Origin of the sequence: Streptomyces sp. NBC_01166 (genome assembly GCF_045039765.1) — a bacterium.
Classification (GTDB): domain Bacteria; phylum Actinomycetota; class Actinomycetes; order Streptomycetales; family Streptomycetaceae; genus Streptomyces.
In genome coordinates this window covers 8,520,543-8,543,054 of the sequence record NZ_CP108613.1, presented here as the reverse complement: position 1 = coordinate 8,543,054, position 22,512 = coordinate 8,520,543, and the positions used below count along the sequence as shown (strand labels likewise).

Sequence of the window (22,512 nt, the reverse complement as noted above, 5' to 3'; positions counted from 1 at the left end):
CAATGCACACGCGTATCCTCGGCCAGAGCCTTGAGGTCTCGGCGATCGGCCTGGGCTGCATGGGCATGTCCCAGAGCTACGGCCCAAACCCCGGCAACCGGCAGGACATGATCGCCGTGATCCGCGGCGCCGTCGAACGCGGCATCACCTTCTTCGACACCGCCGAGGTCTACGGCCCCTACGCCAACGAAGAACTCGTGGGTGAAGCGATCGCCCCCGTCCGCGAACAGGTCGTCATCGCCACCAAGTTCGGCTGGCGCATCGAAGACGGCAAGTCCGTCGGACTCAACAGCCGACCGGAACAGATCAAGCGCGTCGCCGACGCCTCACTGCGCCGCCTGCGCACGGACACGATCGACCTCTTCTACCAGCACCGGGTCGACCCCGGCGTGCCGATCGAGGAGGTCGCGGGCGCGGTCGGCGAGCTGGTACGGGCCGGCAAGGTACGGCACTTCGGCCTGTCCGAGGCCGGTGCCGCGACGATCCGCAGGGCACACGCCGTGCACCCCGTGACCGCGGTGCAGAGCGAGTACTCGCTGTGGACCCGTGACCCCGAGCCCGAAGTCCTGCCCACGCTCGCCGAACTCGGCATCGGATTCGTCCCCTTCAGCCCGCTCGGCAAGGGCTTCCTCACCGGCACCGTCGACACCACGACCGCGTTCACCGACGGCGACATCCGCACGACCATCCCACGGTTCGACCAGGACAACCTCGCCGCCAACCAGGCACTGATCGACCACGTCGCCGCCCTGGCCCACGCGAAGAACGCCACCCCCGGGCAGGTGGCCCTCGCCTGGCTGCTCTCCCAGCACCCGTGGATCGTGCCGATCCCCGGCACCCGCCGCAACGCACGCGTGGAGGAGAACGCCGCCGCCACCCAGCTCGCGCTGTCCGCCGACGAGCGGAACGACCTGGACGCGCTGGCCGCCAGCATCGGCGTCCGCGGCGACCGCTACAACCAGATGCACATGAGCCTGGTCGGCAAGTAATCGGGCGCCAACCCCCAGGTCGTGGTCGACGCCGACACCCGCTGATCGTCATGGTCGGCCGACCGCTTCCCGGCAACCGCGCCGACTGCAAGGCATGGACGGAACCCGGCGCCAAGGCGGCCGTTGGCAGGACCACGACGATCGATCGCGGACGGCGGCTATCCCGGCACAGGACTCGTCATGCCACATCGCCGGCGCGAAGAGCTGCGGGACTGGGAGCAGGCATACAACAAGTCCCGCAAACAGGTCCGCGCCCGCGTCGAGCATGTCTTTGCCCGGATGAAGGGCTGGAAGATCCTGCGCGACTGCCGCCTCAAAGGCGACGGCGTCCACCACGCCATGCTCGGCATTGCCCGCCTGCACAACCTCGCCCTCCCGGATAGGCGAGCAAGCCGAGCCAGGGGGACCCGCGTCCAACCCACGTTGAAGATCAATTGCGGGACAGCCCTCAGGCGCGGACAGTCTCCGATTGCGGCGAGGTGCACGTGCTTCGGGACCGCGGGTCCGCCTGTTCCCTAGAACCAGGACGGTCCTGCGTTGACGTATGGCTTTTCCAAGGCAGTCGCCTCATCCTCCGTCAGCTGAAGAGTGAGGGCATCGACAGCTTGTTGCAGATGGTGGGGCTTGGTGGCTCCGACGATGGGGGCAGCGACTAGAGGGTTGCGCAGTACCCAGGCGAGAGCGACCTGCGCCATGGTCACGCCTCGGCTTTCGGCTACCTGCTGCACGGTGTTGATCACCGGTTCATCGTGCGGGTTGTCGAAGGACTGGACGACGTGGTCGGTGGTGGAGCGGGTGGTTTGTTCGCCGGCGGGGCGGGCGAGGCGGCCCTTCCCATTGGGTGAGTAGGGGATCAGGCCTAGGCCCATGTCGCCGCACATGGCCATCAATTCCGGCTCGTCCTGGCGGCGCAGGAGGTTGTACTGGTTCTGCATGGATACGAAGCGGGTCCAGCCGCCGAGGTCGGCGGCGTGCTGGAGCTTGGCGAACTGCCACGCGTACATCGATGAGGCGCCGATGTAGCGGACCTTCCCCGCCTTGACGACGTCGTGCAGGGCCTCCATCGTTTCCTCGACCGGAGTTTCGTCGTCGAAGCGGTGGATCTGGTAGAGGTCGATGTAGTCGGTGCCCAGGCGGGTCAGGGAGGCGTCGACCTGCTCAAGTATGGCCTTGCGGGACAGACCCTCGCCGCCGGGGCCGTTGTGCATCTTGCCGCGGACCTTGGTGGCGAGCACGATGTCCTCGCGCCGGGAGAAGGTGCGGATGGCGCGGCCGACGATCTCCTCGGAGGTACCGGCCTGGTACACGTTGGCGGTGTCCCAGAAGTTGATCCCGAGCTCGACGGCCTGCCGGAAGAACGGTTCAGTTTTGTCCTCGGTCAGCGCCCATGGGTGGGCGCCTGGGACGGTCGGATCGCCGTAGCTCATGCACCCCAGGGCGAGCCGGCTCACCTTCAGGCCGGTGGTGCCCAGACGGATGTACTCCATGGTGGTGCTCCTCGCTGATCGCTGGTCGCTGCGGAGGGCCGGGCTTGGCCGTTCTCCTTGCTTTTGCCCTCGGGGGTTTAAGCGGAGGGGGTGATGCGGACGCTGTTGGAACGGGGTCCGCTCTGGACCATGTGTTCCAGGTAGGAGCTCGTGGCGTACTTCGTGCGGTAGGCGTCGTCGACCGCGTCCAGGACCGAGTCGTCGGCGGGGCTGAAGGCCACCTCGTAGTCGGAACCGGCGATCCGGATACGCCCGGCCTTTTGCGTCAGCGCTGCGCGGTGCCAGCGGGAGTCGGAGCCGTTGTAGGGGCGGACGTAGAGGTCGCCGCCCGAGACGACGGACCAGATCCACGTGGGGGTGCCGTAGGTGGTGCCGTCCTCGCGGAACGGGGAGATGTGCAGGTCGTCGGCGGGGGCGAACGTACGCAGCTGCTCTTGGGTCCAGGTGTTCATGGTGAAGGGATCTCTCGTGCGGTGAGGGCGGGGCCGGCCCGGGGCGGCCGCAACGGGGGGGATGCGGTGGGCCCCAGGCCGGCGTCTGTGGAGTGGGATACGGATCAGTGGGTGGTGTAGCCGCCGTCGACGGGCAGGGCGACGCCGATGACGAAGCTGGCGGCGGGGCTGCACAGCCACACGGCGGCAGCTGCGACCTCTTCGGCCCGGCCGAGGCGGCCGATGGGCTGCTGGCTCATGATCTCCGCCATGGCGTCGGCCTGGCCTTCGAGCATGTCCGCGACCATCGGGGTCTCGATGACACCGGGGCAGATGGCGTTGATGCGGATGCCCTTGGGCGCGTACTCGACGGCGGCGCTCTTGGTCAGGCCGATCACGCCGTGCTTGGAGGCGTGGTAGGCGGCGCGCTCGGGCAGGCCGACGAGACCGCCCAGGGAGGAGCAGTTGACGATGGCGCCGGAGCCCTGGGTGCGCATCAGGCGCAGTTCGTGCTTCTGTGCGGCCCACACGCCGCGGAGGTTGACGGCGTTGACGCGGTCGAATTCCTCAGCGGTCTCGTCGGCGGCGTCGGAGGGCGGGGCCTGGATGCCGGCGTTGTTGTACGCCATGTCCAGTCGGCCGTAGGTGTCCACCGCGGTCTTGACCATCGCGGCGGCCTGGTCTTCGTCGGTGACGTCGCAGGCGACGCCGATGGCCTTGTGGCCGGCGTCGGTGAGTTCCTTGGCCGCCTTGTCCACGGCGTCCTTGTTGAGGTCGGCCAGGACGACGGCGGCGCCGGCGTGGGCGAAGGCGCGGGCGGTGGCAATGCCCATGCCGGAGGCGGCGCCGGTGACCAGGGCGACCTGGCCTGCGAAGTCGTATGTCGGGTTGGTGCTCATGGGAAGGGGTCCAATCTGTGGACGGGCACGGAGATGAGAGCCCGCCTGGTGCAGGGGTGTTGTGCCGAGGCGCGGTCCGGCAGTGGCCGGCGTGCCAGGGGTGGGTCAGGGTCGCAGGAGGGTCTTGATGGCGCGGCGCTCGTCCACGGCCTTGTAACCTTCGGCGGCCTGGTCCAGGGGCAGTTCCAGGTCGAAGACCTTGCCCGGGTTGATCCGGCCGTCCGGGACGCGCTGGATGAGATCGGGCAGGAAGGCACGGACCGGTGCGGGGCCGCCGTGCAGAGCTACGTGGGAGAAGAACAGCTCCTGGCCGTCGATCTTCACGCCGGGACGCCGACGAAGCCGCCGGGCCGGGTGAAGTCCAGGGCCTGCTTCATGGAGTCGGGGTTACCCACGCACTCCAGGACGGCGTCCGCGCCGATGCCGCCGGTCAGTTCCTTGACCCGGGCCACGCCCTCGTCGCCGCGTTCGGCGACGATGCCGGTGGCGCCGAACTCGGCCGCTAGCTTCTGGCCCGGCTCGCGGCGGGACATGGCGATGATCCGCTCTGCCTCCAGTTTTTTGGCGGCGACGACCGCGCACAGGCCGACCGCGCCGTCCCCGACCACCGCGACGGTGTCGCCAGGCTTGACCTGGGCGGCGACGGCCGCGTACCAGCCGGTGCCCATCACATCGGAACAGGCCAGCAGGCTGGGCAGGAGCTCGTCGTCGACGTCACCGGAGATGTGGGCGAGGGTGCCGTAGGCGAGCGGGACGCGCCGGTACTCGGCCTGGGCGCCGCCGACGAATTCGCCGTGCACACAGGACGTCTGGAAGCCGTGATCGCAGCTGGGACAGGTGCTGTCCGAGGCGGAGAACGAGCCGAACAGCATGTCCTCGGTGTATCCGGCCAGGGGCGGGGCGATGTCCCCGAACTGATCACGAGGCCCTCCGGTCTGCTTGTTCTCCGTCATCACGGGCTCCTTCCGCATCGACACCCAGCGTGCTCCCGTGCTCACGGGAGTGGCGTCCACTTCCATTCCGCCCCGCGGCCGTGGTGAGCCCCATCGGGCGGGCGGCCCGTCGGCTGCTGGCCTGATATCCAGGGAACGGCAGGTCACGCGTGCACGGAAGGGCCCGTTGATACATGTACTGGCAGGACACCCCTCACCTCCCGGGAACGTCGTAGCCTCGAAGGCATGGACAACCGAAGCGAGGTGCGCGAGTTCCTCACCAGCCGACGTGCGAAGATCACCCCGCAGCAGGCAGGCCTGCCCGTCGCGGGCCGCCGCCGCGTCACGGGGCTGCGCCGCGAAGAGGTCGCGATGCTCGCCGGGGTCAGTGCCGAGTACTACGCGCGCATGGAGCGCGGAAACCTCTCCGGCGCCTCCGAAGCCGTCCTGGACTCTCTGGCCCGTGCCCTGCAGCTCGATGACGCCGAGCGTGCTCATCTACTTGAGCTGGCCCGCACCGCGAGCACCACGCGGCGTCCCGTGCACCGCCGCACGGCGGCGCAGCCGATTCGGCCGGCTCTGCAGCAACTCCTGGACGCGATGATCGACGCGCCCGTGTTCATCCGCAACGGCCGGCTCGATGTCGTGGCCACCAACCGGCTCGGGAGGGCTCTGTACTGGCCGCTGTTCCAAGATCCGGCCCGGCCGGTCAACCTCGCCCGCTACCAGTTCCTGAATCCTGGTGCGGCCGAATTCATGACCGGCCTGGATGCCCAGCGGGCGGCGGCGGCGGCGCTGCTGCGCACCGAGGCGGGGCGGGACCCGTACAACCGCGACCTGAGCGACCTGATCGGGGAGCTTTCCACCCGCAGCGAATCCTTCCGCTCCCTGTGGGCGGCTCACAACGTGCGCCTGCATCACACCGGCATCAAGCGCTTCCACCATCCCGGCGTTGGTGACCTCACCCTCACCTTTGAGGCCCTGCCCGTTCCCACCGACCCCGGTCTCACCCTTACCGCGATGAGCGCCGAGCCCGGCACTGCCGCCCAGGATGCGCTGAAGCTGCTGGCCACCTGGTACGCCACTCTCGACGAGAGCGACAACGTCTCGGCCCCCGCTCCCACCCGTGGTGAGCGCCGCGTGTAACCCTGTGCCGCACCCACGCAGCGCCTTGCTCCCCTTCCTCGTCCGGTCGGCCCGCTGCCTCCGCCGCCGCACGGCGATCAGGGAGGAGCGGAGGCCGTGGCGCTCATGGCCGATGGGACCTTTGCATACCCCGACGGCGGGCCTGCCCGCGACCCTCAACCTCAAGACCAACGTACAAACCCGCCCGATGGCCCGCGCCCCTTCATCGAGCTCGAACCCACCGACCACCCTCTCGCCGTTGAACAGCGCACGGGGATCACTCAGGACCGCGTACGGGAGATCGCCGAGGCAGTGCTGCACCCCTCCCGCGGTAGGAGACAGTGACGGGGGAAGCACGATTGCCGCTGCCCCCTCGGGCGCCAGAAGGGCTGAGCCGCCGAGCCCCAGCTTTCGTCGAGGGGCATGGGCTGCGGGTTCCCCGCCGCGACCTCACGCTCTGTCGGCAGGTGTGGCTCGAACACGGGATACCACCTGCGGAGATCGATCGGGCATCTTGCTGGTCAGTCCGCCCCGGGAGCCTCCGAGTACGGAACTGCCCCCTTTTCGTGCCCCGGCCGCGTCCGCCTTCGCCTGGGCGGCCCGGAGCATCCGGTCGACAGTGCCGCCCAGGGCCCACCGGCGAAATCAGGTGTGCAGCGTGGGAGGCGCCGGTCCTGACCGCGTCAGCCCTCCCGGCCCCAGGTCCGAAGGACCGCCAAGGCGTGCGCGACGCGGATGTCCGGTTCGGGGGGAAATAGCGATAGGTCTTGCTGATGCCCCGGTAGTCCAGGACCGTGCCCGCGCCTGTGGTGTGCCAGCGGGTCCGGGCGGGGCTCCGGAAGGTGTTGTCGTCCCTGTTCCTCCGTGAGAACCGGTCGGGCGGGGCGCCAGGCGTGGCCCGTCTTCGGTGTCGGCGAGCAACGCGTTGCCATGAACGCTACGACTCCTTGGCCCACCGGTGAAACCGCCCGCCCGGAGCCGGGCAGAGCCCGGTCGGGTGCGCCGCAGCAGTGTCACAGCATCTCCAGCGGCCGTTTACTCCTTGGCGGCGGGAACGCCTGGTCCAGGGTCGCGAGGTCCTCGGCGGACAGGTCCACCTCCACAGCCGCCCTGTTCTCCTCGACATGCCCGTGGGAGGACGCCTTCGGGATCGCGATAATGTCTTCGTGCCGCAGGACCCAGGCCAGGGCGATCTGCGCGGGCGTCGCACCGTGGGCGGCGGCCACCTCCCGCAGCGCCGGGTGGCCGAGCAGACGACCCTGCTCGACCGGCGAATACGCCATGACGGGAATCGACAGTTCACGGCACCTGGGCAGCAGACTGTGCTCAGGCCCTCGACGGCTGAGGTTGTACAGCACCTGGTCGGTCTGCGGCCCGGCTCCGGGCGGCAGGTCCGCAAGATCCTCCACGTCCAGGTTGCTCACCCCCCAGGAGCGGATGGCACCCTCCCGCACCAGCAACTCGAACGCCTCGACCGTCTCCTCCAACGGCACGGCCCCGCGCCAGTGCAGCAGGTACAGGTCGATACGATCCGTACGCAGACGACGCAGGCTCCTCCGGCACGCCTCGGCCACTCCACGGGCATCCGCGTGGGAGGGAAGCACCTTGCTGACCAGGAAGACCTCGTCCCGCCGTCCGGACACCGCTTCGGCCACCACCTCCTCCGCCGCGCCTTCCCCGTACATCTCCGCGGTGTCGATGAGGGTCATTCCCAGGCCCAGGCCGGTACGCAGGGCCAACACCTCGGCCGCGCGGCGGCCGGGGTCCTCCCCCATCCCCCAGGTGCCTTGACCGAGCGCCGGGACCCCACTCCCGCAGGGAAGGACCACCGTCCGTGGATCCGCCATGGCTTCCTCCTGGCTGTAACGAAATGAAATCCCCTCAGACCGCAAGGGAAACCCGGGGTGTACCGGCATCATCGCCCGTCGCCGGTACCCGGTCGTCAAAGTGGGCTGCTCCGGCTCTTGGGGCGTTCAGCGGGGCCGCCGCTGCTGTCCTGCAGGCAGGCGACCCGTTCCGGGGGCGTTCCCCTGACCTGGAAGGTGAGGCGGACGTGGGCTGCCGACTGGACGGGGACCGAAAGCCCCACGCTACGCGCCAGCCGCGCGGTGCCCGGGCCCGCGCACACCACGAACGTGGCGTACTCTTCGCGGCCGACGGCGCGCTGAGCACCTCGACCGTGCCGCGGTCCGTCGGATGCAGTGAGATGACCTCGTCGGTGACCACAGAGTCGCCAAGCGCGTCGGCTAGGCTCTCGACGGCGACAGAAGTGCGGATGGCACCGCCGTCCTCATCAAGCATCGCCGGGCCCCGGTAGTCGGCGAGCAGCGGCATGCTGGCGTGAAGCTCGGCGCTGTCCACGGTCCGGACCTGTATGCCGCCGGCTTCCTGCAGCATGCGAAGTCTTCCCGGGACGGGGCCGCCCAAGGCGACGACTCCGTCCGGAGAGATCAGTTCGGCGCCCAATCGATCGGCCCACTCGTCCCGGACGGCGCGGCCCTGTCCGACGATGCCGGCTCCTACAACGGCCACCTCGGGGACCCGGTCCATGCGATCACCTCACTTCGCGTCCCCAAGCTGTCCCCTGCGGAGCAGGGGTAGGTTCATCTGTCGTCGCCGCGAACTGGGGGTGACTGGACCCTGTGGGCGGCACTTCCAGGCTCTACGTGACACGGCTGCGAATCCCCGTCTCCTCCAGCCTCACACCGGTCTGAAAAATGTCAACCGGCCACTCCTGAGCAGCCACCACGGGGTCATCGACAGCGCCTTGGACAGCGCGGATTATCGGGCGACCTCACTCTCTACCAGTTCAAGGACTGTGACCACCTCCTCGAGGTGATGGGCTCGTCCCGCGCGGTTGACCGCCACCGCCGTGGTCACCCTGCGCGGGGCCGGCAAGAGGGCGCTCAGGCTAGGGACGGCCGTGGACGGGGGCGGTTGATGCTGTACGGATCACTTAGTGAGCGTTTGATTCTCGCTTGTCTGTTTCATTTGGCTTAGCCGTCGCGCCAGTTGGGGGTCGCTTCGTGGGTGAGGCGGCGGGTCATGAGGTTGATGGCCGCGAGCTGCCGGCCGAACTGACCGGCGCCGGGAACCCGGCTGCCGCCTACGGCTTCGGCTTGAGGTAGCGCTGCGCGTGGACGCCTTGCTGCGCGGCGGGGCCCGCCAGAGTGCGTACGAGATGGCGGCGGCCTGCTCTGATCACGGGGGGCTCCTCAGCCGACCGTCTAGAAAACGGTACTGGCGTCGTAGTCCGGCCTCAGCGTGCGGGGAGGCTGCCTGGACGAGGGCGTGACGCTGACGGGTTGGGCGCTTGGGTTGGCCGGCGCCCGTGCCACCCGCTCCGGCGGACTGAGGGCAGGCCGGTCACAGTCCGGCCGGGGCGGAGGAGCTGCAGGCTGCCCGGGTTCCGCCTGGCGTGTGGTGGATCCCGAGGCGGTGAGCGTGTTCGCGGTGGCGATCACTGGCTACTGGTCCTGGCACCAGGCACACGGCCCCGGAGGCGCACTGGCTGCGTCCCGGGGCCGGGCGACGGAGGTCGGGCCGGCAGGCGATGGATCGACTACGGGCTCGGCTGAAGCCTCTGAGGGGTTTCGCACCCTCTTGACGAACGTCTACAACGGACTGACCGTACCCGGCGGTGCCGCCGGGTACGGTCGAGCGATCTGAACCCGTACGGGAAATCAGGCCGCGACAAGCTTCTGCTCGCGGTCCGACGTCTTGACCTTGGGCTTCTTGTTCGGCAGCGAGAGCCGGAAGACCTTGCGCCACGCGGAGGCCACCTGCTTGGGCAGCGGGCCGGTGACGTACTCCAGCTCGTACTTTTCGAACAGTGCGCGCACCTTCACCGCGACCTCGGCGTACCGATTGCTCGGCAGGTCCGGGAACAGGTGGTGCTCGATCTGGTGTGACAGGTTGCCGGTCATGAAGTGCATGGCCCTGCTGCCACTGATGTTCGCCGAGCCCATCATCTGGCGCAGGTACCACTGGCCGCGCGTCTCGCCCTTGATCGACCGGCGCTCGAAGACCTGCACGCCCTCGGGGAAGTGCCCGCACATGATGACCGAGTGGGACCAGATGTTGCGAACCAGGTTCGCGGTGAACGTGGCGGCGAGCGTGGTGGGGAACGACGGACCTGACAGCAGCGGGTGGATCACGTAGTCCTTGAGCACCTGCTTGCGGATCTTGCGGCCCACGGCCTTGGCCCGCGCGCGGAACTCCGGGTTCTTGCGGCGGCGTTTGTGCAGGTTGTTGCCGAGCTCCAAGTCGTACGCTGCGATGCCGTACTCGAAGAAACAGGCGTTGATGAAGTTCCACAGCGGCTGGCCGAGGTGGAACGGGTGCCACTTCTGGTCCTCGTCGACGCGCATGATGCCGTAACCGAGATCGTTGTCCTTGCCGATCACGTTGGTGTACGTGTGGTGCAGCTCGTTGTGCGAGTGCTTCCACTGCTCGGAAGGTGAGACGTGATCCCACTCCCAGGTGCTGGAGTGAATCTTCGGGTCTCGCATCCAGTCCCACTGGCCGTGCAGGACGTTATGGCCGATCTCCATGTTGTCCATGATCTTCGCCACGGACAGACCAGCGGTGCCCAGGAGCCACGCGGGCGGGAATATCGAGAACAGCAGCACGCCCCTGCTGACCAGCTCGAGCTTACGCTGCGCCGAGATAACCTTACGGATGTAGGCGGCGTCTCTCTCGCCGCGGCTGGCGATCACCTCGTCGCGGATCGCGTCCAGCTCGCGGCCGAGCTCCTCGATCTGCTCGGCGGTCAGGTGGGCGGTCGGGTCGATGGCGGTCAAGGTGCTCCTACCGTTCGATGTCGCAGGGGCCCGCCGCGGCGGACACGCAGGTCTGGATGAGGACGCCCGGTTCGGCCTCGGTGATCTCGCCGGTGCGCAGGTCGCGGACGGCGCCCGCCTTGAGTTGCGTGACGCAGCCGAAGCAGATGCCCATGCGGCACCCGGAGGGCATGAGCACGCCGGCCTCCTCCCCGACGTCCAGCAACGGCGTGGCGCCGTCCGCCTCGACGGTCTTGCCGGTGGCGCTGAACGTGACCTCGCCGCCGGCGCCGACTACGACGATGGCCGGGCGGAAGCGTTCGGTGTGCAGGCGCTCCTGTACGCCGTGCTCGGTCCAGTGCTCTTCGGCGGCGTCGAGCAGGCCCGCGGGCCCGCAAGCCCAGGTCTCCCGCTCGGCCCAGTCGGGCACGAGTTCGTCGAGACGGGCGATGTCGAACGTGCCGTCCGTGTCGGTGTGCACCTCGGTGAGCCGCAGCTTCTTGTCCGCGACCAGGTCGTGCAGTTCGTTGCGGAAAATCACGTCTTGCGGCTGTGGCGCGCAGTGGACCATGACGACGTCGTCGAACTCCATGTCGCGCAGCATGCCCATCACGGGCGTGATGCCGCTGCCGGCCGTCAGGTAGAGCACCTTGGCGGGCTTGGTCTGCGGCAGCACGAAGTCACCGGTCGCCTGGTCGAGCTGGATCAGCGTGCCCGGTTTCGCCCTGTGGACCAGGTGGTTGCTGACCCTGCCGTCCAAAATCGCCTTCACGGTGATCGTGACGCGGCCGTCCTGGCGGTTTGTCGGCGAGGTGATGGAGTAGGCACGCCACAGGCGCACCCCGTCGACATCGACCCCGATCCGCACGTACTGACCGGCCGTGTGGCCGCGCCAGCCCCGTCCCGGCCTGATCACGATGGTCGCGGCATCTTCCGTCTCGGGGTGCACGGCCTCGATGCGCCCACGCAGGTCAGCGCCCGCACGCAGCGGGCTGACCAGGTCGAGGTAGTCCGACGGCAGCAGCGGCGTCGTGACCATCTCCAGCAGTTTCCTCGCCCTACTGCGCAGGGCTGCACTCGTCATGACTCCAGCTTGCTGCGCCCCCAGGCGTAAAGTCCTGACCGCAGGACGTAAATCTGATCGGCTGAATTGTTCGCAGGGAATAAAAACGTGAGCCATGCAATCCGGAGGGCCAGTGAACTGGCTCTGGATGAGGCGACGGTCACCGCACTTCGGGCCGCGCTGAAGACCACCGCCGACGAGGTCGTCCAAGCGATCATCGACGAGGTCCCTCCCTACGCCAACGCCCTTTCGGGCCACATGGGCGCCACCATCCGCCGAGCCGTCCGCACCGCCCTGGGGCACTACCTGGACCTCGCGAGCGGGAACGCCACGGGCGGCGACGCCGGTGACGCAGCCTACGAGCTGGGTCGCGGCGAGGTGCACGACGGCCGTTCGATGGACGCCCTACTCAGCGCCTACCGCGTCGGCGCCCGCGTGGCCTGGCGATGCCTGGCAGCGGGTGCCGTACCCGCAGGTCTGCCCGCCGCCGAGGTCGCCAAGTTCGCCGAGCTGACCTTCGCCTACATCGACGAGCTCTCCGCCGCGAGCGCCGCGGGCCACGCCGACGAACTGGCCGCCCGGGGCAGGGCACACGAGCGTCACCTGGAACACCTGGCCCGCGATCTCCTCGCCGGCGCGAGCCCGGACGTGCTGCTGGCCTCTGTTCAACGGGCCGGGTGGCAGCCTCCGGTTACGCTGACCGCGGTCCTGCTGCCCGCCGCCCAGGCCCGGCCTGCCTCCTACCGCGCGCTCGACCCGAGCACCCTCGTCCTCGACGATCTGCCGGACGCCACCGGTGTGCTGCTGGTCCCCGATGCCGACCGATCACATCTCTTGCGGCAGCTGACCGACCGCACCGCCGTGGTCGGCCCGGCCCGGCCATGGACTCGTGCATCCGCCTCGTACGCACGAGCCGTACGCGCGCGCGCCCTCTCCTCCGATATTCGCGACACCGAGGACCACCTGCCTGAGCTGGTGCTGAGCGCCGACATGGAGGCGTTCGCGGACCTGCGCACCCGAGCCCTTGCACCGTTGCGGACCTTGCCTGTCGCGACCGCGCGGCGGCTGGAGGAGACGTTGCGGGCGTGGCTGTTGCACCAGGGCAGGCGGGACGAAGTGGCGGCCGCGTTGTTCGTCCATCCCCAGACGGTCCGGTACCGGATGTCCCAGCTGCGGGAGCTGTTTCCGGATCTCGCATCGCCACACCGCGTCCTTGAGCTGACGCTGGCGGTCGGTCTCCGGGCCAGCTGACGAGTACTGCCTCGTCCTCGGTGCCATCAGATGGCTCATGCGGCCCGGGGAAGATCGGTATCAGCAGCTGAGACCGGGGGTTGATTTCCACCCCAGACAGGGTCTCGGGAGGCCCGTCGGGGGCGCTGTTTCCGAGAAGCGTGGTGGCGAAAACGGCTCGACTGAATCCGGGGGACGACGCGCACCGGCCCGCTCGTCGACACGCCCATCAAGCATCTGTTCTGTGATCCAGTTCGTTATGCCCTGAAAATCGGCTTTCATGACGTTACGGAGGGTGCTGTGTTGGCACGAGCTGATTCACGGAGCGCGGCGGGTTGCAGCTGGGTGGCCGGCGGGGCGGCCTGACACACCGCGCGAGGGATGATGGGGATGTAATGACGGACGTGAAGTCAGGAGCTTCCATGGCGACACGGGTTCACCGACCCCGTGAGGACGCGGAGTTCAATTTCATCCTCGGGATGAGCAGAGTTCCGGTCCTCGCATACTTCACCGGGACATGGCCCAAAGCAATCGAGCCCTGCCGGGTGATGGACCTCGTGGTGGGTGGCATCGCCGACGACTACACGGGCCGCCTGACGGCCGTCCGCGCCGACATCACGCGTTGTCCGGCCGCAACCGAGCGATACGGGATCACCGGAGCCCCGTCCTGCGTCCTGCTGAAGGAGGGAGAGGCGGTGGCGCACGGCAGGGGGCCTATGACCACCGTCGAGGTACGGAAGTTCCTGGACGGCCACCTCTGAGCGGCCGCTGCGGCACGTAGCCGCGACGCCCGTCACATCTCGCCGAAGGGAGCTGCGCCGGGGTTCACCGCCACGGGTACCTCGGTTCTTGCGGTGCTGCCGGTCGAGGCGTTCGGGGATCGGGCGTCCGGGATCGGTTTCGACGGCGCTCACGTCGACGCCGCGGGCGGTGAGTTCGGCCAGGTGCGGCAGGCGAAGGGATCGTCGCCCCGGCGGCTCATCGGCCACCGGTCCTGCCGGTCTGCGGCGTGGGGAGGGGACAGCAAGGGCAAGGGGTTCTCCTGGCGGACGGTGCGGAGGCGCAGACGTGGTGGCGTGATCGGAGGGGTCACAGGAGGAACACGGCGGCGTCCGGTACGGGTCGTCGTGCGGGGAAGGGGCCAGCACCGGAGTTCGCGCCGGTCACGCCTCGGCGACCCCAGCGCTGAGGCCCGCTTCGGAGACCTCGGCGGTGAGGCGGAGCATGACCTTGCTGCTCCCGCTCGTCGGGTCGGCGGCGACGGCGAGTGCCTCCTCGGCCCGTTCCAGCGGGAAGCGGTGAGTGATCAGCGGGGTCACGTCCAGTCCGTCACGGAGTGCGCGCAGGGCGTCGTCGATCTCATCGACGAAGCGGTACGAGCCGATCCACGTGATCTCCCGCGTGACCAGGTCACCGAGGGCCGCGGGCACGGCCGTACCGGGCAGGTTGCCGACCTGGACGAGGGTGCCGCCCCGGGCCGTGGCCCGCAGTACCGGTCCGAGGGCCGCCGGGGCGCCGGACGCCTCGAAGACTACGTCCACGTCCTCGGGCAGTCCCTCGCCGACGGAGAGGTCACGTGTCTCGTCTGCGCCCATGGCGTGGGCAACGGCGAGCGAGGACGACGTCAGGTCGGCGGCGATGACTCGGCCCGCACCGCGGTACCGGGCGGCGGCGACGACCAGGGAGCCGATCGGTCCGCAGCCGTTGACCAGGACTGTGCGGCCACCTAGCTGCGGGGCCCGGCCGACGGCGTGCAGTGCGACGGCCAACGGCTCGGCTAGGGCGCCCTGTTCGGTGGTTACGCCGTCCGGCAGAGGCCGGATCTGGGTGGCGTGAACCGTCCGGTACTCGCTGAACCCGCCGTCGGTGTGCGGGTTGAAGGCCGCCGAACCGAAGTAGCGGACGTGCGGGTACAGGTTCGTCCGTCCGGCGAGCCGCTCGGGAAGGACGCCGTCGCCCACCAGCCGGGCGGGATGCACGGTGACCGCCTGCCCTACGTCGAGACCGGTGACCTGGTCGCCGAGTTCGGCGATCCTGCCCGCGAACTCGTGCCCGAGCACCAACGGGTGCGCGAGTGAAGCGGTGCCGGACGCCCCCTTCTTCCAGTACGCGATGTCGGATCCGCAGATTCCACCCCACTCCACGGCCAGCAGCACCTCGCCCGCGCCAGGTACGGGCCGGGCCCGCTCGTCGATGCGCACATCGTCGGCGCCGTGGACCACGACCGCTCTCATCCGGCGGTCCCCGGTGTCTACGGGGTCGAGACCTCCTGCGGTGAGTGTTTGTGCGGTGTCTGCTCCGGCGGCTGTCCGGGCGGGGCCTGCTTCGTTGATCGTTTTCATATGGCGTCCTCCAGCCGGACCAGGTCGCGTCCGCGTGTCTCGGGTGTGAGGTACGCGCTGACGAAAGTGATGAGCGAGTAGACGATGAGCATGGCGGCGATGGGCCACCAGCTGTCGGTGACGGCTGTGAGCGTGGCCGCGAGGACCGGGCCGATCGCGGTGGCGAGGATGCCGCCGATCTCCTTGGAGAGCGCGAGCTGCGTGAACCGGGTCCGTGAGCCGAAGAGTTCGGCCATCGTGACGCTTTCGAGCGAGAACAGCCCGAGGACGCCGACGTTCAGGCCGAGGACCATGCCGAGCATCACGCCCGGGGTCGACCCGGAGGTGATGAGAAGCATCACCGGGAAGGCGAGGACGACGGTCAGGGCCGAGAGCGCGAGGTAGACCACGCGGCGACCGAAGCGGTCGCCCAGCAGACCGACCAGCGGCACGGTGGCGAAGCCCACCAGCGAGCCGTACACGATCGCGTCCGTCGGCACGGACCGGTCGACCGCCAGGTTGGTGGCGAGGTAGCCGACGAGGAAGGTCTGCATCAGTCCGGAGTTGCCGGCCTGACCGAAGCGCAGTCCCAGAGCGAGGAAGAAAGCCTTGCCCTTGCGCTGGCGGATCCCAGCCGCCAGGACGCTGCCCCGGTGCTGGTCGGCCGTGGCGATGACGGACTCGACCTCGTCACGGGCCAGTGCCACGCCGTCCACGACGTCGGGGCGCTCCTCGAAGACCGGGCTCTCCTTGAGGCTGCGTCGCATCCAGACTGCGAAGATCATCAGCAGGAAGCTCAGCAGGAAGGGCAGCCGCCAGCCCCAGGAGAGCAGTTGGTCCTCGCTGAGCACGGCGAGCAGAACGGCCCACAGGCCCGACGCGGCGAGGGTCCCGGAGTTCGTGCCGAGTGAAACCAGCGAGGAGATCAGCCCGCGACGCCTGGCGGGCGCGTACTCGGCCAGCATGACGGTGGCCCCGGCGATCTCGGCGCCGGCGCCGAAACCCTGTATCAGCCGCAGCACGACGAGCAGGATCGGCGCGAGGATGCCGATGGTGGCGTACGTGGGCAGCGCGCCAATCAGGGTGGTTGATGCACCCATCAGCAGGATGGTGATGTACAGGACTTTCTTGCGGCCGAGCCGGTCGCCCATCCGCCCGAAGTAGACGGCCCCGGCGAGCCGGGCGACGTACCCGACGCCGTACGTGGCCATCGCGGCGATCAGTCCGATGGCCGGGCTGACGTCGGGGAAGAAGATCCTGTTGAAGACGATCGCGGCGGCCAGCGAGTAGAGCTGGAAGTCCATGAACTCCATGGCCGTACCGAGCCAGCCCGAGACGGCGGCACGGGTCAGATCGCGTGTGCTGCGCTGTGTGGAAGGCGTCTGCTGGGCGGCTATGACGCTGTCCTTCATCGTGAACTCCGTTGTTCGGAATCGAGGAAGTTTTTGGGGACGGGGCGGTACAGAGGTCGGACAAGGGGCCGGGTAGGGGTGTCAGATTTCGACGCGTCCGGCGTCCAGTGCGGGGAGCCGGTCCGCGACGGCGGCGGTGAGGGCGTCGTCCTCCGCCAGATCCATCGCGCCCAGGAGGCGCAGCAGCGCGCGCACCGTCCCGAGGGGCCGGCCCGCGGGCCGCCAGCAGGAGGCGAGGGCGTCGGCGGCGGGATCGGAGGGGGCATCGGGACCGGGGGAGGCGGCGGGCGCGCCGGCCGGGCGGGTGCCATGGGCCCAGGCGGCGAGGGCGAGTTCGAGCACCGGGGTGCTCGTGCCGCGGGCGCGCAGTTCGCGCAGGGCGGGCAGCCAGCGCTCAGTGATCTTGAGTGACGCGTCGGAGCCGATCTGCCGCAGCAGGTGGTGCATGGCGGGATTGCGGAAGCGCACGACGAGGTCGTCGGCGTACGCAACCGGGTCGGGACCGCCCGCGGGGAGGGTGGGTGAGACCTCCGCGCACAGCGCCCGCACGAGACGCTCGCCCCAGTCCGCCGCCATGGTCTCGGCGATCGTGGTGAGTCCCGCGGCCGTCCCGAGGTGGGCCAGTGCGGAGTGGGAGCCGTTCAGGAGCCGCAGTTTGGTGAGCTGGTAGGGGGCGACGTCCGGGACGAACAGGGCGCCGTCGAGCTCCCAGGGAGGCCGGGGCGCGAGGAAGGAGTCCTCCAGCACCCACTGGCGGTACGGCTCACTCGTCACGGCGAGAGCGTCCCGCACTCCAAGCGCGGCGACGGCGGCCGCCCGGTCGGCCTCGCCGGTCGCGGGCACGATCCGGTCCACGACCGTCGCGGGGAAGGCGACGGCCCCGGCCATCCGGTCCAGGATCTCCGCGCGGTCCGGCCAGGCCGACGCACGGACGAAGTCGTGGACCACCCGGGCCAGCGCCGCGCCGTTGTCCGCCATGTTGTCGCAGGACACGATGTTCACCGGGGGCGCGCCCGCCCGCATCCGGGCGGCCAGTCCGGCGGCGAGGCGCCCGACGACCGTGGTGAGCGGCCCGCCGGGGGCGGCCGTGAGGTCGGCGGCGACGGGTGCGGCCGTGGTGTCCAGCCCGCCGGTCGCGGGAGAACGGTGATAGCCCTTCTCCGTCACGGTCAGCGTCACCACCGTCACCTCGGGGTCGGCGAACAGGGCGTCGACGGCCTCGGCGTCGGGGCCCATGGCCAGCGCACCGACGACCGAGCCCACGACTCGTGAGCGGTGTCCGTCCGAACGCCGTTCGGTGAGCGAGTACAGACAGTCCTGGCTCCGCAGAGCGTGCACGGTCCCGGCCGATCGGGGCGCGACCGCGATGATGCCCCAGGGCTCGCCGGAGCGGGCGGCGGCGTGCTCGGTGTACACGGCCTGGTGTGCCCGGTGGAAGGCGCCGAGACCGAAGTGGACGACACGGGTGCGCAGTTCGGCCGGGTCGACGGCGGGCCGCAGTCCGGGCGCGAGCCGTGGGAGGGTCTCACGGCTCAGCAGGTCCTCGGCGCTCACCAGTCATGCACCGACCCGTCGAGCCGGCGGGCGACCGGGAGGTAGCGCCGCTGGTAGGGGAAGCGCTCGGCTGCCTTCTCGTCGTATTCGACGCCGAGGCCCGGCTCCTCGGAGGGGTACAGCATGCCGTCGGCGAAGGTCACCCCGCTACGGAACACCTCGGCGGTCTCCTCGGCGTGGCCCATGTACTCCTGGATGCCGAAGTTGGGCACGGCGATGTCGAGGTGTACTGCGGCGGCCATGCTCACGGGCGAGAGGTCGGTCGCCCCGTGCGATCCGGTGCGCACCTGGTGGAGCGCGGCGAGGTCGAAGATCCGGCGCAGATGGGTGATGCCGCCCGCGTGGACGACGGTGGTGCGCACGTAGTCGATGAGCTGTTCGGTGATGAGGTGCTGAACGTCCCAGATCGAGTTCATCACCTCGCCGACCGCGATCGGTGTCGTGGTGTGCTGCCGGATGAGCCGGAAGGACTCCTGGTTCTCGGCCGGGGTCGGGTCCTCCATCCAGAACAGTCGGGAGGCCTCGACACTCTTGCCGAACCGGGCCGCCTCGTTCGGGGTGAGCCGGTGGTGCACGTCGTGCAGGAGGTGGAAGCCGAAACCGAAGCGTTCCCGTACCGCTTCCAGGTACCTGGGCGCGAAGTCGAGATAGGCCTCGGTGTCCCAGGGTTGTTCGTCGGGCAGCTCGGTGGCGGCCGGCTCGTAGACCTTGCCCTTGCGCACCCCGTAGGTGCCCCCGACATCGGGCACGGCGGCCTGTGCCCGTACGGCCTTGTAGCCCAGCTCCAGGTAGCGTTCGACGTCGTCGAGGAGCGAGGGCACGTCGGTGCCGCTGGCGTGCGAGTAGACCAGTACGCCGTCGCGAGACCGGCCGCCGAGCAGTTGGTACACAGGGAGGCCGGCGGTCTTGCCCAGGATGTCCCACAGGGCGGTGTCGACGGCCGCGATCGCGGTCATCGTGACGGGGCCGCGCCGCCAGTAGGCGCCCTTGTAGAGGTACTGCCACGTGTCCTCGATACGGGCCGGGTCCCTGCCGATCAGCAGCGGGACCACGTGGTCGCGCAGATAGCTGGCGACGGCCAGTTCCCGGCCGTTGAGCGTGGCGTCGCCGAGGCCGGTCACTCCGTCCGTGGTGGTGATCCGCAGCGTGACGAAGGTCCGGCCGGGGGAGGCGACGAAGACCTCGACACTTTCGATCCTGCTCACAAGCACTCCTTGGTCGCGAAGTACTTGTATACAAGCACTTGTATCGCAGTAGGGCAATACTTGCGTCCCCGCTCTACGTACGATGTGCCCATGGCTCAAACGAACGGGCGGACGAACCGGCGCGACATCTATCTGAAACTGCGCCAGATGGTCCTGACCCTCGAACTCGCTCCGGGCGCCGCGCTCTCGGAGAACGAACTCGCCGCGTCGATGGGCGTCAGCCGCACACCGGTGCGGGAGAGCCTGATCCTGCTGGCCCAGGAGGGCCTGGTGCAGGTCTTCCCCAAGATCGGGTCGTTCGTGTCCCGGGTCGATCCGGCCCAGGTCGCCGACGCGCAGTTCCTCCGCGAGGCGGTGGAACTCGCCTCGCTGGACGATCTGCCCGCGGAGCTCGACCCCGTGGTCGTGGGGGAACTGCGGGACAACCTGGAGCGGCAGCGGCGCGCGGACCTCGGCCTGGAGGAGTTCTTCGATCTGGACGAGGCGTTCCACCAGGGCCTGATGCGGTTGAGCGGGCACGGGAAGGTCTGGACCACCGTCGCCGCCGCCAAGGGTCACCTGGACCGGGCCCGCCGCCTCGGCCTCCACGAGAACGTGTCCCCGGCCGTGTTCGTCGCCCAGCACCGCGAGATCTTCGACGCGATCGCCGACGGGAACGTCCCGCTCGCCCGCACAGCCATGCGCACACACCTGCGGGCCGTCTTCGACGACATCGAACGCATCCGCGCGCACTCCCCCGAACTGTTCGCCGCCGACGCCTGGACCGTGCCCGTGCGGCGCAGCATCGTGGTCTGGGAGTGATCCCACCGCGCACGCCCCGACCCCGTCGGGCCCCGCGAGCCGGTGGACGGAGCGAACGCTCCGAGGGGCTCCCGGGTGACGGGGGCCGGGTCAGACGGTGACGTAGGGCTGTGCCGGCCCGAGGTGGTGGACGGCGCTCCGCGCGGGGTGCGGGGTGGAGCGGTTCATGCAGTTCGCCGGCGGCGGCCTTGAGGAGGTCGGCACGGCCGAGGACTGCTCCGGCACCAGGGTCCCCTACGAGCCCGCGCCGTAGCCCTCCACCGCATAGGGACATGCACCGATCGCGCCCCGTCCCCCGGCAAACCACTCCGGGGGACGGGGCGTGGCCGTCCGGCGTGACCGAGCCGGATACGGCGGCGGCCGCAGAAAAAAGGGGGCGAATCGAGGCCTCAAGCGGTGTTACTCGCCGTGGCCTTCGGAGTGGCCGTAGCCCTCGCTCTTGTCGTCGTGGCTACGCTTGCCGTCGTCGTAGCCCTTGCCGTCGTAGTCACCGTTGATGCAGGCATTGCCGAAGGTCGGGTTCAGCAGACCGATGACGTTCACGGAGTTGCCGCACGCGTTGATGGGGACATGGACCGGGATCTGGACGACGTTGCCGGACAGCACACCCGGGGAGCCGTAGGCGATCCCCTGCGCGCCGGCGTCGGCGCTTGCCACGCCCGCACCGGCGAACACCAGGACACCTGCAGCCGCGGTCAGAACTGCCGCGCTTCCGAGCTTGAACATGAAGTCTCCCGCAGAAGTGAGTGCTGCCGCCGGGATGGGGCAGCTCCGATCACCATGCGGGCTCATCTCCATCGAGCTCTTCGACGCGCCTGCCGGTGGCCGCCAATCCCCTCAATGGCCGCTGCCCTACGGGGCTGGCCACCGCCCGCCCCCCATGCGTGCTGAGGCCAGCGGCTGCCTCGTGGTAGCGAGAGGACGTCGGTGTTGCGGGCGGGAGACGCCCTGGATGAGAGAGCGGTAGGAGCTCCTCCCAGCCATGCAGTCGGGTGGCGACGAATGCCCTCCCGTCGCTGCGGACCTCCAGGCCACGAATGTCGGTGGGCTGGCGATCGGCGCCGTTGTGGTCCATGGATCATGATGACGGGCCGGATCGCTCTTGCCCGTTTCTGCCACGAACGAGCCCTTCTCGAGCGCCCCGGCGCCGGTATGGAGTTACGGGTCAGCATCAAGCGCTGACCGCCACCGCCAGGGGCGGGACGATGGCCGTCCACGTACGCCTACGCCTGCGTGCCCCGCACAGGGCGCGGCCTCACAGGCGCCAGAGTGTCAGCAGTGACACGCTCAGTCTTGCCGTCAGCTCGCCGAGCACCGACCCGCTGCGGCTTCCGGGGGCACCCCATCCAGCTCCCGGGAGGAGCAACACCAGCCGCCGCTCCCCAGCTCCAGCCAGTGGCTGCGGGCGGCGGCACGCTGTGCTTCCCGGCCTATGGGCCACACCCCCGACGCGACCCGGAAGCCACAGCGCCACGCCATTGCCTCTGCCAGCAACGGCCGGCGGCGCAGACCGCCCATCTTTCACCCCTTCACGATAGGGGCGTTGGCCTGCGGCGTGGTGGTGCCGCCGGTAGGAGCTCCCACGAGGGACGCGATCCGCCTGCCCAGGTGGCCATGGTGTGCCGGTCGACCAGGTGCAGGCGCTGGGACGTGGCGAAGTCCTGGGCGGTCCTGGTGAAGCGGCCGTTGGTGACCAGGACGATGACGTCGTCCTTGTGTACGGGGCGACGGTGCCGTTCAGGACATGCAGATCGGGTGTACCGACGACTGCTCCGGCAGGGCCGGAGCGGCGGTGTTTGCATCGGATGACCCAGCGGCGGCCGAAGGGGTCGGTGGCCTTGACGTCAGCTCCGTTGTCGTCGGCGCCGCAGACCTGGACGGCGTCGCAGCAGCCGTCGCTAAACATCAGATCCCGTATCGCGTGCTCAACTGGCGTTGATGCAGCTGGTCCAGACGCGCCATCGGATACCGCAGGGTCCTTGCCTGAGCTCGTTGTTGCCGCTCGTCCTGCCCACGGAGCAGGAATCAGAGGAAGATTCCGGCTCCTGCCGCCAGCAGACCAAGAGGGCGAACCCAGGGGTGGGCGGACAGCCACTCGGGGTTCGGCCAACGTGGCAGGGGCAGGCCCGGCAGCCCGGCGCTGGGCACATCGGCAGGAAACCGCAGGGAGGAGATGTGTATCCGGATCGCCCCGGCCACCACGCTACAAGCCTCGATGCCGGCAGGCTCTCGCCATGCTGGCTGCGGCCGACGACTCGTTCCGTACCGGCGAGGCATGGGGT

General features: G+C 69.4%; 16 protein-coding genes and 4 pseudogenes. 7 read left to right on the top strand and 13 right to left on the bottom strand.

The window, feature by feature from the left end; translation table 11 throughout:
* The first annotated feature begins 2 nt into the window (after nt 1-2).
* Both OG379_RS38710 and OG379_RS38705 read left to right on the top strand, forming a co-directional pair.
* The gene (locus OG379_RS38710; RefSeq protein WP_405668106.1) at nt 3-989 is read left to right on the top strand and encodes an aldo/keto reductase; all 987 of its coding nucleotides are present in this window, start codon (nt 3-5) and stop codon (nt 987-989) included.
* 9 nt (nt 990-998) lie between these two features.
* Nucleotides 999-1,364 (top strand): annotated as a pseudogene (locus OG379_RS38705) (transposase); the annotation flags it as partial.
* A 140-nt stretch (nt 1,365-1,504) separates the two neighbouring features.
* Here OG379_RS38705 and OG379_RS38700 read toward each other — a convergent pair.
* From OG379_RS38700 to OG379_RS38685, 4 genes and pseudogenes are all read right to left on the bottom strand, one after another.
* Nucleotides 1,505-2,476 (bottom strand): aldo/keto reductase, encoded by a 972-nt coding sequence (locus OG379_RS38700; RefSeq protein ID WP_405668104.1) that lies wholly within the window; start codon nt 2,474-2,476, stop codon nt 1,505-1,507.
* Between the two features lie 77 nt (nt 2,477-2,553).
* Nucleotides 2,554-2,928: a DUF2255 family protein gene (locus OG379_RS38695; protein ID WP_405668103.1), complete on the bottom strand. Its 375-nt coding sequence runs from the start codon at nt 2,926-2,928 to the stop codon at nt 2,554-2,556.
* Nucleotides 2,929-3,032: 104 nt separating this feature from the next.
* Entirely contained in the window at nt 3,033-3,806 is a 774-nt protein-coding gene (locus OG379_RS38690) for a glucose 1-dehydrogenase (protein ID WP_405668102.1), read from the bottom strand.
* A gap of 105 nt (nt 3,807-3,911) precedes the next feature.
* Nucleotides 3,912-4,669: pseudogene (locus tag OG379_RS38685) on the bottom strand (zinc-binding dehydrogenase); the annotation flags it as partial.
* A 315-nt stretch (nt 4,670-4,984) separates the two neighbouring features.
* Between OG379_RS38685 and OG379_RS38680 the strand changes: the two are divergent.
* Entirely contained in the window at nt 4,985-5,884 is a 900-nt protein-coding gene (locus tag OG379_RS38680) for a helix-turn-helix transcriptional regulator (RefSeq protein WP_405668101.1), read from the top strand.
* A gap of 145 nt (nt 5,885-6,029) precedes the next feature.
* A pseudogene (locus OG379_RS38675) lies at nt 6,030-6,208 on the top strand (DUF2199 domain-containing protein); the annotation flags it as partial.
* Nucleotides 6,209-6,876: 668 nt separating this feature from the next.
* Here OG379_RS38675 and OG379_RS38670 read toward each other — a convergent pair.
* From OG379_RS38670 to OG379_RS38660, 3 genes are all read right to left on the bottom strand, one after another.
* Nucleotides 6,877-7,710, bottom strand: a complete 834-nt coding sequence (locus tag OG379_RS38670) for an aldo/keto reductase (protein ID WP_405668100.1) — start codon at nt 7,708-7,710, stop codon at nt 6,877-6,879.
* Nucleotides 7,711-9,546: 1,836 nt separating this feature from the next.
* Nucleotides 9,547-10,665, bottom strand: coding sequence for a fatty acid desaturase family protein (locus OG379_RS38665; RefSeq protein WP_405668099.1), 1,119 nt, complete (start codon nt 10,663-10,665; stop codon nt 9,547-9,549).
* Nucleotides 10,666-10,672: 7 nt separating this feature from the next.
* A complete protein-coding gene (locus OG379_RS38660; protein ID WP_405668098.1) occupies nt 10,673-11,728 on the bottom strand; it encodes a ferredoxin reductase in 1,056 nt (351 codons plus the stop codon).
* Nucleotides 11,729-11,815: 87 nt separating this feature from the next.
* Here OG379_RS38660 and OG379_RS38655 point away from each other — a divergent pair, with 87 nt between their 5' ends.
* Nucleotides 11,816-12,958: a PucR family transcriptional regulator gene (locus OG379_RS38655; protein WP_405668097.1), complete on the top strand. Its 1,143-nt coding sequence runs from the start codon at nt 11,816-11,818 to the stop codon at nt 12,956-12,958.
* 401 nt (nt 12,959-13,359) lie between these two features.
* Complete coding sequence (locus OG379_RS38650) at nt 13,360-13,698, top strand: thioredoxin family protein (protein ID WP_405668096.1); 339 nt, start codon at nt 13,360-13,362, stop codon at nt 13,696-13,698.
* Nucleotides 13,699-14,100: 402 nt separating this feature from the next.
* Here the strand turns inward: OG379_RS38650 and OG379_RS38645 are convergent, their stop codons facing one another.
* The 4 genes from OG379_RS38645 to manD form a co-directional block, all read right to left on the bottom strand.
* Complete coding sequence (locus OG379_RS38645; protein ID WP_405668095.1) at nt 14,101-15,171, bottom strand: L-idonate 5-dehydrogenase; 1,071 nt, start codon at nt 15,169-15,171, stop codon at nt 14,101-14,103.
* Between the two features lie 104 nt (nt 15,172-15,275).
* A complete protein-coding gene (locus OG379_RS38640) occupies nt 15,276-16,670 on the bottom strand; it encodes an MFS transporter (RefSeq protein ID WP_405668094.1) in 1,395 nt (464 codons plus the stop codon).
* Nucleotides 16,671-16,751: 81 nt separating this feature from the next.
* Nucleotides 16,752-18,224, bottom strand: coding sequence for a mannitol dehydrogenase family protein (locus OG379_RS38635; protein ID WP_405668093.1), 1,473 nt, complete (start codon nt 18,222-18,224; stop codon nt 16,752-16,754).
* Nucleotides 18,221-19,435 carry a D-mannonate dehydratase ManD gene (gene manD, locus OG379_RS38630; RefSeq protein ID WP_405668092.1) on the bottom strand — a complete coding sequence of 405 codons (1,215 nt, stop codon included), beginning with the start codon at nt 19,433-19,435 and terminating at the stop codon, nt 18,221-18,223. Before manD ends, OG379_RS38635 begins: the two co-directional genes overlap by 4 nt.
* Nucleotides 19,436-19,519: 84 nt before the next feature.
* On the opposite strand from manD, the gene OG379_RS38625 reads away from it, so the two are divergent.
* Nucleotides 19,520-20,230, top strand: coding sequence for a GntR family transcriptional regulator (locus tag OG379_RS38625; RefSeq protein WP_405668091.1), 711 nt, complete (start codon nt 19,520-19,522; stop codon nt 20,228-20,230).
* A gap of 399 nt (nt 20,231-20,629) precedes the next feature.
* Here OG379_RS38625 and OG379_RS38620 read toward each other — a convergent pair whose 3' ends face one another.
* Both OG379_RS38620 and OG379_RS38615 read right to left on the bottom strand, forming a co-directional pair.
* Entirely contained in the window at nt 20,630-20,956 is a 327-nt protein-coding gene (locus tag OG379_RS38620) for a chaplin (RefSeq protein ID WP_405668090.1), read from the bottom strand.
* An 803-nt stretch (nt 20,957-21,759) separates the two neighbouring features.
* Nucleotides 21,760-22,378: pseudogene (locus OG379_RS38615) on the bottom strand (restriction endonuclease).
* Between the last annotated feature and the right edge of the window lie 134 nt (nt 22,379-22,512).